The organism is Sphingomonas sp. (assembly GCF_039595165.1).
Taxonomy (GTDB): Bacteria; Pseudomonadota; Alphaproteobacteria; order Sphingomonadales; family Sphingomonadaceae; genus Sphingomonas.
On the sequence record NZ_JBCNMA010000092.1, the window covers coordinates 1 to 13,439 of the forward strand.

Genomic DNA, 13,439 nt, shown 5'->3' on the forward strand with positions numbered 1-13,439 from the left:
CGAGCTGCTCGCGAACGAGGGCGAGCGCGACGACATTTCGGGCCTGGGCCAGACCAAGGCGGCGCTGACGATCGCGACCAAGCTGCCGGCGAAGATGAAGAAATACCATATGGCCCCGGCCGTGGGCCATTACGGCATCTTCAACGGCAGCAAGTGGCGCACCAAGATCGCGCCGGTGCTTGAGGACTGGATCGCCGCGCACGGGTGAGGCGCGCGCCGCTCAGAGGCGCATTCCAAGCCAGATGATTGCCTCGGTCGAGATCGCGACGACGTGATCAATGATCTGTTCGAAGGCGCCGCGCCGGTCGAGGCGCGCCGCCGAGCGATCGTGATGTTCTTGTTCTTCCGCGACGATCTGCCGGATCGTGCTTGATGCGGCTGGGTCGCTTTCGCCAATCTCGGCCAACTGTTGCGTGAGGTGGGCAAGCACGACGCGCTCGATTGCCACCGTAGTGGCCGCGATGGCGCGGCTGCCGAGCAGTCCGGTCGCAATGCCCAGCCCGAAGCCGCCGAGCGCGCAGAGATGATAGCTGCGGCAGCGCCGCCGGCCACGTGCCGCGAGTTGCGCGGCGAACAGCGCGCGATGCCGGCGTTCGTGCGTCAGGAATTCGCCGAGCTCGGCGACCATCGCGGGCGCACGCCAACGGGCGATCCAGCGCTGCGCCGTGTAGATGCAGATCGCGCAGTGCTCGCCCGCATGATCGACCTTCATGATGCGATCGGCCAGCGTCTCCCCGGCCCTGAGCCGGGCGCCGAGCGGCGTCGTGCCGTGAGCATCCGTCATGAAGCCCGGCTTCGCGGCCGCCGGAGCCCGCGTCAAGCTGCGTCGTGGCCAACCTTGTGCTATGACGCCGCGTCATTTCGGGAGGATGCGATGCGGACGGCATTTGTGATCGGCTTGATGGCGACGACAGGCACCGCGGTCGCTGGGGTGGCGCTCACCCAGTCGGACGTGTCGGGCGGGACGAAGGACGCCTGCGTGCTCGCCAAGGGGACGCCGACGCCCAGCCCCACGCCGCGGCCGAGCGGATCGGGCAAGCACATCCCCAAGGCGACGCTCACGGTGCGCAAGACCGGCGACGACGGGCGTCTCGATGCCAGGCCCGGCAATACCAAATGGGGCAATATCGTGCTCAAGCGCGGCGCCGACGCCACGAACTGCCCCTCGGCGGAGTGAGCCGGGCGCCTGCCTCAGGCGGGGGCGTGGCAGACGAACTCGATCAGGCGGTCGTCGGGATCGCGCAGATAGCCGGCATAGTAATTCGGATGGATGTGCGGCGCGAGCGCGGGCTCGCGGTCGAGCGTGAAGCCGGCCTTGCGCCCGATCGCGTAGATCGCGTCAACCGCGCGGCGATCGGGCGCGGTGAAGGCGAAATGCACGTTCGCCGAGGCGTTGCCCTCGGTCAGGAAGAAGTCGAGCCGCTCGCCGTCGCCGAAGCCCTTGCCGGCGCCGTCCACCATCTGCCGATAGCCGAGCGGAGCGAGCAGGGTTGCGTAGAAATGCAGCGTACGCGCGAGATCCGGGGTCTTGATTTCGAGATGGTCGAGCATGGTTGCCTCCTTGTGTGGAAGCGTGCAGATAATGTGGAATTGGCAACGTAGAGGCGCAGTTTTCAGTCAATTTTGATTTGAATTGATCAAGAAAGAGGAATATTTGACTGATATAGCTCATGGCGAATGAACTGGACCCGCAGGATCGCAGATTGCTGTCATTGCTGCAGGCGGATGGCGGGACGCCGATCAACGCTCTGGCGGACGATACGGGCCTGTCGCCGGCCTCGGTGCAGCGGCGGTTGCGGCGGCTGCGCGAGAGTGGAGTGATCGCGCGCGAGGTCGCGGTGATCGATCCGCTGGCGGTCGGGCTCGGGATGAGCTTCATCGTGATGGTCGAGCTCGAGCGCGACCGCATCGACCAGCTCGACGCGTTCCGCCGCAAGGCGCTGCGCGAGGCCAACGTCCAGCAATGCTATTATGTGACGGGGGAGGCGGATTTCGCCCTGGTCTGCGTGACGCGCGACATGGCCGATTTCGAGGCGCTCACCCGGCGGCTGTTCTTCGGCGACGAGAATGTGCGGCGCTTCCGCACCTCAGTGGTGATGGGGCGGACCAAGGTCGGGTTGACGCTGCCGATCGAATGAATCGCAGCGCGATCGATCATTGCCTCCCGGAATGATATAATGTATCATTACATCTCCCTGAGAGGAGAGAGCATATGAAATCGATCGTGGCAACCCTTCTGCTCGCCGGCACCGCGCTGGCGGCCCCGGCCTCCGCCCCGGCGACGCCCGCCTCGCCGTTGTTCGGCAGCTGGGCGGTCGATCTGTCGCGGCTGCCGATGCCGCCCGAGGCGCGGCCGAAGCGAGTCACGATCACCTACGGCGACGCGGGCGGCGGCAAGTGGCGGACCGATGTCGAGGTCCTGGGCCAGGATGGCGCGCGCAGTCATGCGACGGGGACTTATAGGCCCGACGGCACCTCCTATGCGGTAGAAGGCAATCTCGAGGCCGATACCGCGGCGGTGAGGCTTCCCGCGCCCAACGTCATGGTGCAGGCGCTGGCCAAGGGCGGCGTTCCGGGGTCGATGCGCACTTATACCGTCGCGGCGGACGGCAAGACGATGACCGAGACGGTGGTGTTCTTCACGCCCGACGGCAAGCCGGTGATGCGGACCAATTATTTCAACCGCGTCGGGTAGACGGCCAGCGGTCGGCTGCGCAATTTGAAAGGATTGCGGGGTAGGGGTCCGTATGAGCTTTCGCATGCCGGTCTTCGTTGGATGGGAGCTGTTCAAGGCGCGACGGCGCGGCGAGTGCTGGCCGCCGCCTGTTTCGCCCGAAGCGATCCTTGGCATTTGCGCCGAGCCTGGGCGGATCCTGATCGACATCGCCGACCGCGGCCGGCGCAGCCACTATGATCGCAGCGTGCTGGCGCAAACACTCGCGCACTTGTTCGCCATCTCGAATGGTCAGCGCCACCGCGTGATCGGACGCATTCCGATGATCGGCAAGCCGGTCGGCAATTTCCGCTACGTGCTGCGCTACCCCTTGCCGTTCGAGATGCGCCGTGAGGACCAGCGCTTTCGCCACGGTTTCGACGCGCTGGTCGCCGAACTCGGCGAGGCGCCCCGCAGGATGAGCCCGCTCGAGTTCGGTCAGGCCGCGAAGCGCGCGGTCGAGGCCAATCTCGAGGCGGACGGCATGTCGGCGCACGAATATTTCATGGCCTATCTCAAATAGGCCGCGTTGCGGCGCGAATAGCCCGCCACGCCCAAGCCGCCGCGACTATCGACGTGCGGCGGGTGGCATCCCGCGATGCCTCGCCACGAATGCGACGAGCGCGGGGTCGTCGATCCTGTCGGCCGCGATCGCGTCGATCAGCGTCTTTTCCGACAGCGGCCCCTTGCGCGCGAAAAAGACATAGAGGTTGCTCGGCGTGCTCAGCGAAGTGTCGCCGACACTCATCACGCCGCAGGTGGTCATCGAACGCTCGATCCGGAACGACGCCCGCGTGCGCGGGCCGCGGAACCAGTCGATTGGCTTGAAATAGGCCGGAGGCGGGTCGACGAAACTGACGGACTTGATCCGCGCCGGCGGCCGGGGTGCGCCTCCTCGGTGGGCTCTCGCCTGTGGACGGGAAGGGGGCGGCCACACGGTTTCGCGGGCGATGAAGATCGTATCCGCACGCTGCAACGCGTCGGTCTGCCGATTGCGCAGCCATCGTTCGGCCTGCCTGCGCTGCTCCTCCGCGATGCGCGCCTTATAGGCTTGCTGGCTTTCGCCGGGCAGGGGCGGCGGCATCGGGACCGGTGAGCACGCCCATGCAGGCCAGGCGAACAGCGCTGCGCTTAGAGCAGCCGCCAGTATGAACCGTTCCGTCATCCCGCTCTCCCGCGCCAATGCACGACCATCATAGGATGATACAATATCACGCGCGAGCGTGACAATGCGCCAGGGAAAAGAAAAGGCCAGCGGATCGCTCCGCCGGCCCCTCGTCCAATCGACTTGGCTCAGAGGACTTCGAACAACCCCGCCGCGCCCATGCCGCCGCCGACGCACATCGTGACGACGACATATTTGGCGCCGCGGCGCTTGCCCTCGATCAGCGCGTGGCCGGTGCAGCGCGCGCCGGTCATGCCATAGGGGTGGCCGATCGAGATCGAGCCGCCATTGACGTTGAGCAGCTCATTGGGGATGCCGAGCTTGTCGCGGCAGTACAGCACCTGCACCGCGAACGCCTCGTTGAGCTCCCACAGGCCGATATCGTCCATCTTGAGGTTGAAGCGCTCGAGCAGGGCGGGGATCGCGAAGACCGGGCCGATGCCCATCTCGTCGGGCTTGGTGCCCGCGACGGCCATGCCGACATAGCGGCCGAGCGGGGCGAGGCCGCGCTTCTCCGCGAGCTTCTCCTCCATCAGCACCGAGGCGGAGGAGCCGTCGGAGAGCTGCGACGCATTGCCCGCGGTGATCACGCCGTTGGGGACGACCGGCTGGAGCGCCTGGAGACCCTCCAGCGTGGTGTCGGGACGGTTGCCCTCGTCCCTGGTGAGGGTGACCTCCTTCTGCGAGACTTCCTTGGTCTCCTTGTTGACCACGTTCATCGTCGCGGTGACGGGGATGATCTCGTCGTCGAACTTGCCCGCGGCCTGCGCGGCGGCGGTGCGCTGCTGCGACTGGAGGCCATATTCGTCCTGCGCCTCGCGGCCGATATTGTAGCGCGCGGCGACGACTTCGGCGGTCTGCAGCATCGGCATGTAGACGTCGTTGTGCATCGCCAGCAGCTCGGGATCGGCGGCGACGCGCATCTGCGGGGTCTGGACCAGGCTGATGCTCTCGACGCCGCCGCCGATCGCGATGTCCATATTGTCGCAGACGATCTGCTTGGCGGCGGTCGCGATCGCCATCAGGCCGCTGGCGCACTGGCGATCGATCGACATGCCCGCGACGCTGACCGGCAGCCCGGCGCGGAGCAGCGCCTGGCGCGCGATGTTGCCGGCCTGGTGCCCCTGCTGGAGCGCGGCGCCGAACACCACGTCCTGCACCTCGGCGCCGTCGATCCCGGCGCGCTGGACCGCGGCCTCGATCGATTTGGCGGCGAGCGTCTGGGCGGGGAGCGCGTTGAATGCGCCGCGATAGGCGCGGCCGATCGGGGTACGGGCGGTGGAGACGATGACGGCGGAACGCATGGGTGGCTATCCTCTTATGATCGTTAGACGAAAATCTGGCTGATCCATTCGGCGATCATCGCGGGCTTGTCCTCGCCCTCGATCTCGACGGTGAACTCGACGGTCTGCTGCCACTGGCCGGGACGCTTCTCGGCCAGCTCGAGCGTCTTGAAGCGGCCGCGCACGCGCTTGCCCGAGCGCACGGGCTGCAGGAAACGGACTTTGTTGCCGCCGTAATTGACCCCCATCTTCACCCCCTCGATGCGGGGCTGGGGCGTCAGCGAGTTGAGCAGCGGCATCAGCGAGAGGGTGAGAAAGCCGTGCGCGATGGTGCCGCCGAACGGAGTCATCGCGGCCCTGGCCGGATCGACATGGATGAACTGGTGGTCGCCGGTCGCGTCGGCGAACTTGTCGATCATCGCCTGAGTCACCTCGACCCAGTCCGAGACGCGCTCCTCGCCGATCCGCGTGGCGAGCTGCTGGATCGTGATCGTCTCGACGTCGGCCATCCGGCTCCCTCTCGCATCCTCGCACGCATGTAGGCGCAACCTGACGTGCACGGCAAGAGGGGCCTACTAGGAACGCGAAAAACGTTCCCTCCTTAAGGGGATACGACGCCGACGGGTCCAAACCCGATATTCGAATCGAGCGGGATTTCCACCTCGGCTTGACGGAATCGGCTAATCCTGTCCTGATCGTCGCCGGGGAACAGGGGGGAATGTACATGCGAACATCGAGTCGCGCGATTGCGCTGTGCGTCGTGCTGGCTGCGGCTGGAGCCGCTCCAGCCCATGCGCAGCCCGCGGCGGCGGCAGGACCCGCCATCGCGATCGACGAGAAGCTTCCGGCCGAGGCCAAGACCTTCCTCCGCGGCCTGCATCCGCAATCGGGCGATGTGCGTATCGCGGCGGCGAAGGCGGTGCTCCACCTCGGCGACCGCTATTATTTCCTGCCGGCGGACGAGGCGAAGCGGGTGCTGACCCAGTTATGGGGCAACCCGCCCGAGGTGGTGTCGGACGTGCTCGGCCTGGTGATGGAGAAGGGCAAATCGCCGACCGATGACGCGTGGGGCGCGGTGATCACCTATCGCGACACCGGCTATGTCTCCGACGAGGACGCCACGACGCAGGACTATGACGCGGTGCTGGCGTCGCTCAAGGAAGGCGAGGCGGCGGAGAACGAGCAGCGCAAGGCCGCGGGGTTCCCGACGCTCTCGCTGGTCGGCTGGGCGCAGCCGCCGTCCTACGACGCCGGGGCGCACTCGCTGATCTGGGCGCGCGAGCTCGCTTCGAGCGACAGCAAGGTCAATGGCCTGAACTACGACGTCCGGTTGCTGGGCCGGACGGGCGTGCTGAGTCTCAACATGGTGGCGACGATGCCGATGCTGGCGCAGGTGCGTCAGGCCGCGACGGAGTTCGGCCGGTCGGCGGACTTCGAGTCCGGCGCGCGCTATGCCGATTACGACGCGGCGACCGACAAGGCCGCCGGCTATGGCCTTGCCGGACTGGTCGGCGGCGGCGCGGCGGTCGCGGTGGCGAAGAAGGTCGGGTTCCTCGCGCTGCTCGCCAAGTTCTGGAAGCTGATCCTGGTCGGGATCCTGGCGTTCGGCGGGGCGATCGTCGGGGCGTTCCGCAAGCTCTTCGGCCGCCGTAACGAGGACGGGGAATAGGCCCGACTCAGGTCGCGCCATTCTCCTGGCCGACGCTGACGACCGGCTGCACGTCGGGATAGGGATAGATCAGCGTGCCGTCGGGCGCGGCGGTGAAGGCGGTCTGGGTCGGGTAGGGGATGGTGATCTTCTCCGCCGCGAACTTGCGCAGGATTTCGATCATCACGCGGTCGCGCGTGGCGTGCGCGGTGTCCCAGTCGTTGCCGGGGAGGTCGAACTCGAGCACGAGGTCGACCGAGCTCGCGCCGAACGCGTTGTAGCTGGCGCGGGCGACGTGCGCACCGGCGCCCTCGACGATCTCGCGCAGCATCGCGGGGATGCGCTCCAGCTTGTCGGGCGGGGTCTCGTAGGCGATGCCGATGGGAAGCGCGATGCGGATGTGGTCGCGCATCGACGCGTTCTGGATCTCCTTGTCGAGCAGCTGCTTGTTGGCGATGATCCGCTCCTCGCCGGTGAACGCGCGGATGCGGGTGGACTTGAGCCCGATCGCCTCGATCGTGCCCTTGGTCTGGTCATAGGCGATGCTGTCGCCGCGGCGGAACGGGCGGTCGAAGATGATCGCGAGCGCGGCGAACAGGTCGGCGAAGATGCCCTGCGCGGCGAGACCGATCGCGATGCCGCCGACGCCGAGGCCGGCGACCAGGCCGGTGACGTTGACCCCGAGATTGTCGAGCACCACCACCAAAGCGATCGCGAACAGCGCGAAGGTGACGAGCAGGCGGATCAGGCCGAGCGCGGATAGCAAGGCCTCGCCATGATAGTTCTCTGATTCGGTGCGCTTCTCGATCGCGCCGAGGATCAGCTCGCGCGCCCAGAGCGCGGCCTGGAACACGGCGGCGAGGGTGAAGAGGAAGTCGATCGTCTTCCCCAGCATCTCGGGCGGGTTGGCGTAGCCGCTGACGAGCTTGGCCGCGACCATGACGATGAAGAAATTGCCGGTTTTCGCCACCGCGCGGCCGAGGATCGTGCCCCAGCCGGCCGGGCCGGTCGAATGCTCGCACAGCTTCATCCCCCAGCGCCGCAGGACATGGAGGAGCAGGACGATCGCGGTGGCGATGCCGACCGCGATCAGGATCTGCAGCCAGTGGCTGCCGAGCCAGGCGACGCTGTCGTTCCACAGCGTCTGAACCTGAAGCTGGAAGCTCTCCGAGGTGGCGTTCGCGGTCTTCTGCGCCGCGGCGGCGTTGTTGTTGTTGACGGTCATGATTGGTCCTTCAGGCAGCTTTGGCGGTAACGCCAGCGCTTTCGAGAAAGGCGATCAGGCCGCGCTCGGCACGGCTGAGATGACGCGTGGCGCGGGGCAGGCGCAAGGTCTTGCGGAAGGCGGCCTGGGCCTCGCGGTCCTTGGCCAGCGCGATCAGGTCGGGATGCACGTAGGATTTGCGGGCGATGGCGGGGGTGTTGCCGAGCGCGGCGGTGACCGGCTCGAGCAAGGTGTTGAGGCCGACATAGCCGTCGGCATCGGCCAGCGCCTCGAACGCGATCACGCTCGCGCCCCAGGTGCGGAAATGCTTGGCGGTGAATTCGTCGCCCATCGCCTCGCGGATATAGTCGTTGACGTCGGTCGAGGTCACGGGGCGCGCCTCGCCGGCGTCGTCGAGCCAGCCGAACAGGTGCTGGCCGGGCAGGTCCTGGCACTTCTTGACGAAGTTGAGCAAGCTGCCGTCGGTGAGGACGAGCGTGCGCAACCGGCCCGACTTGGCGCGATATTGCAGCTTGAGCGTGCTGCCCTTGAGCTTGGCGTGGCGCTTGCGCAACGTGGTCGCGCCGAAGCTCTTGTTCGCCTTGGCGTAACCCTCGTTGCCGACGCGGACATGGCCGCGGTCGAGCAGGCGGACGACCGCGGCGACCGCACGCTCCTTCGACAGCGAGCGCTTGCGCAGGTCGGCCTCGATCCGGGCGCGAAGCTTGGGAAGGAGATGGCCGAACTGGACGCAGCGGTCGTATTTCGCGGCTTCCTGCGCGGCGCGGAATTCGGGATGGTAGCGATATTGCTTGCGCCCGCGATCGTCGATGCCGGTCGCCTGGAGGTGGCCGTTGGGGTGCGGGCAGTACCAGGCGTCGGCATAGGCGGGGGGCAGGCCGACGGCGTTGAGCCGGTCGATCTCGTCGCGATCGGTGATGCGCTTGCCCTCGGCGTCCCAATAGCCCCAGCCATGCCGCACCTTGCGCCGCGTGATGCCCGGCCGGCTGTCGTCGCAATATCGCAGGCCGCGCTTCATGTCCCTTTGAATGCCCGTCCCGGCGGATCGTTCCGGAACCGCTGTCCGGCGGACTGGTTGAGAGGTTTGAAAAAGCTGGGAGAAACGAGATGGCCGACCTCTCGCAGGCGCGCGTGCTGATGATCGCGACCGACGGGTTCGAGGAATCCGAGCTGATGAAGCCGCGCCAGGCGCTGCTCGACGCCGGCGCGAAGGTAACGCTGGCCTCGCTCGCGGCCGATCCGATCCAGGGCGAGAGCGGCGGCGAGAAGGGCGCGACGATCACGCCGGACGCACTGGTCGCGGAGATGGACAGCGACGATTTCGACGCGCTGGTCCTGCCCGGCGGGGTCGGCAATCCCGACAAGCTGCGGCTCGACCGGCGGACGGTCGAGCTGGTCCGGGAGTTCTTCGACGACGGCAAGGTGGTGGCGGCGATCTGCCATGCGCCGTGGCTGCTGGTCGAGGCCGACATCGTCGACGGCAAGCGCGTGACGAGCTGGCCCTCGGTGCGCACCGACCTCGCCAATGCCGGCGCGACGGTGGTGGATGAAGAGGTGGTGGTCGACGGCAACCTGATCACCAGCCGCAAGCCCGACGACATCCCGATGTTCGTGGACGCGATCAAGTCGCTGCTGGCCGAGGAGCGGGAAGCGGCGGTGGAGTGACGAGATGATCGAATTCCTCCCCCTCCGGAGGAGAGTTAAGGGGGTAGTGACACCTTCTGCCGCATAAGCCCGCGAAACCTTCGCGGAGTTCGTCCATGCGCCTCGCTTTCGCCGTCGCCGCCCTGCTCGCCACCACCGCGCCTGCGCTGCCGCAGGGGCGGAACGGGCCGTTCACCGTGCAGGAGACCGGGCGCGGCTATGCCTCGCTGCAGGAGGCGGTGTCGGCGATCGGCGAAGGGCGCGGGACGATCCGCATCGCGCCTGGCCGCTATGGCGACTGCGCGGTGCAGGAAGCGGGCGAGGTCAATTTCGTCGCTGAAGTGCCAGGCAAGGCGATCTTCGATCGCGCGGTCTGCGAGGGCAAGGCGACGCTCGTGCTGCGCGGGCGCGGGGCGAAGGTCGACGGGATCGTGTTCATGCGCACCCTGGTCGAGGACGGCAACGGCGCCGGCATCCGGCTCGAGACCGGCGACCTCCACGTCACCAACGCGATGTTCATCGACGGCCAGTGCGGCATCCTCACCGCAAGCTTCCCGCAGGGCCGGATCACGATCGAGCGCTCGACCTTCGCGGGTCTGGGCAAGGACCCCACGGGCAATGGCGCGCATGCGCTGTACATCGGCGATTATGGCTCGCTGCGCATCTTCCAGTCGCGCTTCGAGCGCGGGACCGGCGGGCACTATGTCAAGGTGCGGGCGCCGCGCGTCGAGATCCTCGATTCGAGCTTCGACGACAGCCAGGGGCGCAACACCAACTATGCGATCGACCTGTCCAACGGCGCGACGGGGCGGATCGCGGGCAACTCGTTCGAGCAGGGGCCGAACAAGGACAATTACTCGACGATGATCGCGGTGGCGCCCGAAGGGCCGAAGCACAGCTCGGCGGGGCTGGTGATCGAGGGCAACAAGGCGTGGCTCTCGCCCGCGTTCAAGGAACGCACGACGTTCGTCGGCAACTGGTCGCGCGATGCGCTGGTGGTGCGCGACAACGACCTCGCCGACCGGATCGCGCCGATCGCGCAGCGCTGAAGCTGCCGGAAGCAATCATATTCCGCTACTAACCCTCCCCCTGGCGGGGAGGATTGAGGAAAGACCTAAAGCCCCACGCCGCCGGCGACGTTGAGTTCGACCTGGCTGTCGAAGCCGGCGATCAGCGGGCGGCCCCTGGCGATCGCGGCCTGGACGGCGGGAAGCTGGAGCGAGGCCTTGTGGCTCTCGGCCTTGTCCCACACCTCGGTGATCCAGATCGCGTCGGGCTCCTTCATGTCCTCGGCGACGATATAGGCCTTGCAGCCGGGCATTTCGCCGGTGCCCTCGAGCAGGATCGCGATGAGTTCCGCGCGCTTGCCGGGTTGGGCGCGCATTTTTCCTAGCAATCCGAACATGTTGGTCCTCTCCGTCGCGGTGGCGTGCGGCGCAAGCAGGGCGATCGCCAGGCCTCCGGCGACCGCCTGCCGGCGCCCGATCGTCATTTTGCGAGGTTCCGCAGGACGTACTGCAGGATGCCGCCATTGAGGAAGTATTCCAGCTCGTTGACGGTGTCGATGCGGCAGCGGGTGAGGAAGGTCTCGCTCGAGCCGTCGGCGCGGGTCAGCTTGACCTCGACGTCCTGGCGTGGGCGGAGCTGTGCAACGCCTTGAATCGTAAAGGTTTCCGAGCCGTCGAGCTTGAGCGTCTGGCGGTCGACGCCCTCCGCGAACTGGAGCGGGAGCACGCCCATGCCGACCAGGTTCGAGCGGTGGATACGCTCGAAGCTCTCGGTGATCACCGCGCGGACGCCGAGAAGGTTCGTGCCCTTCGCTGCCCAGTCGCGCGAAGAACCGGTGCCGTATTCCTTGCCCGCGACGATGACCAGCGAAGTCCCGTCTGCCTTGTGACGCATCGCGGCGTCGTAGATCGGCATGATATCGCCATCATACTTCGTCATGCCACCTTCGACGCCCGGCACCATTTCATTGCGAATACGGATGTTCGCGAAGGTGCCGCGGACCATGACATTGTCGTTACCACGGCGCGCGCCGTAGCTGTTGAAGTCGGCGCGGGCGACCTGACGCTCCATCAGCCACTTGCCCGCGGGGCTGTCGGCCTTGATCGAGCCGGCCGGGCTGATGTGGTCGGTGGTGATCGAATCTCCCAATATTGCCAATGGCTTGGCGTCGATGATGTCGGCGATCGGGGCGGGAGTCATCGTCATGCCCTCGAAATAGGGCGGGTTGGCGATGTAAGTGCTTGAAACCGGCCAGTTATAGGTCGCCGAACCCTCGACGTTGATCGCCTGCCAGTGCTTGTCGCCCAGATACACGTTCGAATAGCGGGTACGGAACATGTCGGAGTCGATGTTGGCGTTGATCACGCCCTGGACTTCCTCGTTGGTGGGCCAGATGTCCTTCAAGTAGACCGGGCCGTCCGAACCCTCGCCGATCGGGGTCTCGATCATGTCCTCGGTCACCGTGCCCTTGAGCGCATAGGCGACGACCAGCGGGGGCGAGGCGAGGAAGTTGGCGCGCACGTCGGGCGAGACGCGGCCCTCGAAGTTGCGATTGCCCGACAGGACCGAGGCGGCGACGATGTCGTTGCCGTTGATCGCCGCGCTGATCGGCTCGGCGAGCGGGCCGGAGTTGCCGATGCAGGTGGTGCAGCCGTAACCGACCAGGTTGAACCCGATCGCGTCGAGATCCTCGGTCAGGCCCGCCTTGTTGAGATAGTCGGTGACGACCTGCGAGCCCGGGGCGAGCGAGGTCTTGACCCACGGCTTGCGCGTCAGGCCCTTGGCGCGGGCCTTGCGCGCGACGAGGCCGGCGGCGATCAGCACCGAGGGGTTGGAGGTGTTGGTGCACGAAGTGATCGCGGCGATCACCACGTCGCCGTCGCCGATGTCGTGGTCCTTGCCCTCGACCGGGACGCGGTGGCCGTTCTCCTTGCCATAGACCTTGAACAGGTCGCCGTTGAACACCTCGTCGACCTTGTTGAGCGATACGCGGTCCTGCGGGCGCTTGGGGCCGGCGAGCGAGGCGGTGACGGTCGCCATGTCGAGCTCGAGCGTGTCGGTGAACACGGGGTCGGCCATGTCGTCGTGGCGCCACATGCCCTGCGCCTTGCAATAGGCCTCGACCAGCGCGACGGTCTCGTCGCTGCGGCCGGTGAGGCGCATGTAGTCGAGCGTCTTGTCGTCGATGCCGAAGAAGCCGCAGGTCGCGCCATATTCGGGCGCCATGTTGGCGATGGTCGCGCGGTCGGCGAGGGTCATGCTGGCGAGGCCGGGGCCGAAGAACTCGACGAAGCGGCCGACCACGCCCTTGGCGCGCAGCATCTGGGTGACCGTCAGCACCAGGTCGGTGGCGGTGATGCCCTCCTGCAGCTTGCCGGTGAGCTTGAAGCCGATCACCTCCGGGATGAGCATCGACACCGGCTGGCCGAGCATCGCGGCCTCGGCCTCGATGCCGCCGACGCCCCAGCCGAGCACGCCGAGGCCGTTGACCATGGTGGTGTGGCTGTCGGTGCCGACCAGCGTGTCGGGATAGGCGACGGTGGTGCCGTCAGGTCCTTCCGAGCTCCAGATCGCGTCGGCGATGTATTCGAGGTTGACCTGGTGGCAGATGCCGGTGCCCGGGGGGACGACCGAGAAATTGTCGAGCGACTTCGAGCCCCATTTGAGGAAGTCGTAGCGCTCCATGTTGCGCTGATATTCGAGCTCGACATTCTCCTCGAACGCCTTGGGCGTGCCGAACTCGTCGACCATCA

The 13,439-nt window shown here is 66.8% G+C and carries 16 protein-coding genes and 1 pseudogene; 8 read left to right on the top strand and 9 right to left on the bottom strand.

The features are described from left to right. Positions 1-208 (top strand): annotated as a pseudogene (locus ABDV68_RS13960) (polyhydroxyalkanoate depolymerase); the annotation flags it as partial. A 12-nt stretch (positions 209-220) separates the two neighbouring features. Here the strand turns inward: ABDV68_RS13960 and ABDV68_RS13965 are convergent. Further along, positions 221-784 carry a demethoxyubiquinone hydroxylase family protein gene (locus ABDV68_RS13965; protein ID WP_343520664.1) on the bottom strand — a complete coding sequence of 188 codons (564 nt, stop codon included), beginning with the start codon at positions 782-784 and terminating at the stop codon, positions 221-223. Positions 785-874: 90 nt separating this feature from the next. On the opposite strand from ABDV68_RS13965, the gene ABDV68_RS13970 reads away from it, so the two are divergent. Further along, positions 875-1,177: a hypothetical protein gene (locus tag ABDV68_RS13970; RefSeq protein WP_343520666.1), complete on the top strand. Its 303-nt coding sequence runs from the start codon at positions 875-877 to the stop codon at positions 1,175-1,177. Positions 1,178-1,191: 14 nt separating this feature from the next. Here the strand turns inward: ABDV68_RS13970 and ABDV68_RS13975 are convergent, their stop codons facing one another. Then, a complete protein-coding gene (locus tag ABDV68_RS13975) occupies positions 1,192-1,551 on the bottom strand; it encodes a VOC family protein (RefSeq protein WP_343520667.1) in 360 nt (119 codons plus the stop codon). Positions 1,552-1,670: 119 nt separating this feature from the next. On the opposite strand from ABDV68_RS13975, the gene ABDV68_RS13980 reads away from it, so the two are divergent. The 3 genes from ABDV68_RS13980 to ABDV68_RS13990 all read left to right on the top strand — a co-directional run bounded on the left by ABDV68_RS13980 (position 1,671) and on the right by ABDV68_RS13990 (position 3,236). Then, a complete protein-coding gene (locus tag ABDV68_RS13980; RefSeq protein WP_343520668.1) occupies positions 1,671-2,138 on the top strand; it encodes an Lrp/AsnC family transcriptional regulator in 468 nt (155 codons plus the stop codon). A gap of 74 nt (positions 2,139-2,212) precedes the next feature. Continuing rightward, positions 2,213-2,695 (top strand): hypothetical protein, encoded by a 483-nt coding sequence (locus tag ABDV68_RS13985; protein WP_343520669.1) that lies wholly within the window; start codon positions 2,213-2,215, stop codon positions 2,693-2,695. 64 nt (positions 2,696-2,759) lie between these two features. Continuing rightward, positions 2,760-3,236 (top strand): hypothetical protein, encoded by a 477-nt coding sequence (locus ABDV68_RS13990; protein ID WP_343520670.1) that lies wholly within the window; start codon positions 2,760-2,762, stop codon positions 3,234-3,236. 45 nt (positions 3,237-3,281) lie between these two features. Here the strand turns inward: ABDV68_RS13990 and ABDV68_RS13995 are convergent, their stop codons facing one another. From ABDV68_RS13995 to ABDV68_RS14005, 3 genes are all read right to left on the bottom strand, one after another. Continuing rightward, positions 3,282-3,878, bottom strand: coding sequence for a hypothetical protein (locus ABDV68_RS13995; protein ID WP_343520671.1), 597 nt, complete (start codon positions 3,876-3,878; stop codon positions 3,282-3,284). Between the two features lie 128 nt (positions 3,879-4,006). Further along, positions 4,007-5,182, bottom strand: coding sequence for an acetyl-CoA C-acyltransferase (locus ABDV68_RS14000; RefSeq protein WP_343520672.1), 1,176 nt, complete (start codon positions 5,180-5,182; stop codon positions 4,007-4,009). Between the two features lie 23 nt (positions 5,183-5,205). Next, the gene (locus tag ABDV68_RS14005; RefSeq protein WP_343520674.1) at positions 5,206-5,670 is read right to left on the bottom strand and encodes a MaoC family dehydratase; all 465 of its coding nucleotides are present in this window, start codon (positions 5,668-5,670) and stop codon (positions 5,206-5,208) included. Between the two features lie 215 nt (positions 5,671-5,885). On the opposite strand from ABDV68_RS14005, the gene ABDV68_RS14010 reads away from it, so the two are divergent. Next, positions 5,886-6,830: a DUF2167 domain-containing protein gene (locus ABDV68_RS14010; protein ID WP_343520675.1), complete on the top strand. Its 945-nt coding sequence runs from the start codon at positions 5,886-5,888 to the stop codon at positions 6,828-6,830. A 7-nt stretch (positions 6,831-6,837) separates the two neighbouring features. Here the strand turns inward: ABDV68_RS14010 and ABDV68_RS14015 are convergent, their stop codons facing one another. Both ABDV68_RS14015 and ABDV68_RS14020 read right to left on the bottom strand, forming a co-directional pair. Beyond that, positions 6,838-8,034 (bottom strand): mechanosensitive ion channel family protein, encoded by a 1,197-nt coding sequence (locus tag ABDV68_RS14015; protein ID WP_343520676.1) that lies wholly within the window; start codon positions 8,032-8,034, stop codon positions 6,838-6,840. Between the two features lie 10 nt (positions 8,035-8,044). Further along, positions 8,045-9,052: a DNA topoisomerase IB gene (locus ABDV68_RS14020; RefSeq protein ID WP_343520677.1), complete on the bottom strand. Its 1,008-nt coding sequence runs from the start codon at positions 9,050-9,052 to the stop codon at positions 8,045-8,047. An 89-nt stretch (positions 9,053-9,141) separates the two neighbouring features. Between ABDV68_RS14020 and ABDV68_RS14025 the strand changes: the two genes are divergently transcribed. Together ABDV68_RS14025 and ABDV68_RS14030 are read left to right on the top strand one after the other, a co-directional pair. After that, positions 9,142-9,699: a type 1 glutamine amidotransferase domain-containing protein gene (locus ABDV68_RS14025; protein ID WP_343520678.1), complete on the top strand. Its 558-nt coding sequence runs from the start codon at positions 9,142-9,144 to the stop codon at positions 9,697-9,699. 95 nt (positions 9,700-9,794) lie between these two features. Then, a complete protein-coding gene (locus ABDV68_RS14030; protein WP_343520680.1) occupies positions 9,795-10,727 on the top strand; it encodes a right-handed parallel beta-helix repeat-containing protein in 933 nt (310 codons plus the stop codon). 65 nt (positions 10,728-10,792) lie between these two features. Here the strand turns inward: ABDV68_RS14030 and ABDV68_RS14035 are convergent, their stop codons facing one another. Together ABDV68_RS14035 and acnA are read right to left on the bottom strand one after the other, a co-directional pair. Further along, complete coding sequence (locus tag ABDV68_RS14035) at positions 10,793-11,083, bottom strand: putative quinol monooxygenase (RefSeq protein ID WP_343520682.1); 291 nt, start codon at positions 11,081-11,083, stop codon at positions 10,793-10,795. Between the two features lie 83 nt (positions 11,084-11,166). Beyond that, positions 11,167-13,439, bottom strand: a 2,273-nt coding sequence (acnA, locus tag ABDV68_RS14040; protein WP_343520681.1) for an aconitate hydratase AcnA, incomplete at its 5' end; no start/stop codon positions are given.

Bases quoted from the DNA above. Each gene is read 5' to 3' on its own strand.
- ABDV68_RS13965 (WP_343520664.1), bottom strand. From the start codon at position 784: ATGACGGATGCTCACGGCACGACGCCGCTCGGCGCCCGGCTCAGGGCC.
- ABDV68_RS13970 (WP_343520666.1), top strand. From the start codon at position 875: ATGCGGACGGCATTTGTGATCGGCTTGATGGCGACGACAGGCACCGCG.
- ABDV68_RS13975 (WP_343520667.1), bottom strand. From the start codon at position 1,551: ATGCTCGACCATCTCGAAATCAAGACCCCGGATCTCGCGCGTACGCTG.
- ABDV68_RS13980 (WP_343520668.1), top strand. From the start codon at position 1,671: ATGGCGAATGAACTGGACCCGCAGGATCGCAGATTGCTGTCATTGCTG.
- ABDV68_RS13985 (WP_343520669.1), top strand. From the start codon at position 2,213: ATGAAATCGATCGTGGCAACCCTTCTGCTCGCCGGCACCGCGCTGGCG.
- ABDV68_RS13990 (WP_343520670.1), top strand. From the start codon at position 2,760: ATGCCGGTCTTCGTTGGATGGGAGCTGTTCAAGGCGCGACGGCGCGGC.
- ABDV68_RS13995 (WP_343520671.1), bottom strand. From the start codon at position 3,878: ATGACGGAACGGTTCATACTGGCGGCTGCTCTAAGCGCAGCGCTGTTC.
- ABDV68_RS14000 (WP_343520672.1), bottom strand. From the start codon at position 5,182: ATGCGTTCCGCCGTCATCGTCTCCACCGCCCGTACCCCGATCGGCCGC.
- ABDV68_RS14005 (WP_343520674.1), bottom strand. From the start codon at position 5,670: ATGGCCGACGTCGAGACGATCACGATCCAGCAGCTCGCCACGCGGATC.
- ABDV68_RS14010 (WP_343520675.1), top strand. From the start codon at position 5,886: ATGCGAACATCGAGTCGCGCGATTGCGCTGTGCGTCGTGCTGGCTGCG.
- ABDV68_RS14015 (WP_343520676.1), bottom strand. From the start codon at position 8,034: ATGACCGTCAACAACAACAACGCCGCCGCGGCGCAGAAGACCGCGAAC.
- ABDV68_RS14020 (WP_343520677.1), bottom strand. From the start codon at position 9,052: ATGAAGCGCGGCCTGCGATATTGCGACGACAGCCGGCCGGGCATCACG.
- ABDV68_RS14025 (WP_343520678.1), top strand. From the start codon at position 9,142: ATGGCCGACCTCTCGCAGGCGCGCGTGCTGATGATCGCGACCGACGGG.
- ABDV68_RS14030 (WP_343520680.1), top strand. From the start codon at position 9,795: ATGCGCCTCGCTTTCGCCGTCGCCGCCCTGCTCGCCACCACCGCGCCT.
- ABDV68_RS14035 (WP_343520682.1), bottom strand. From the start codon at position 11,083: ATGTTCGGATTGCTAGGAAAAATGCGCGCCCAACCCGGCAAGCGCGCG.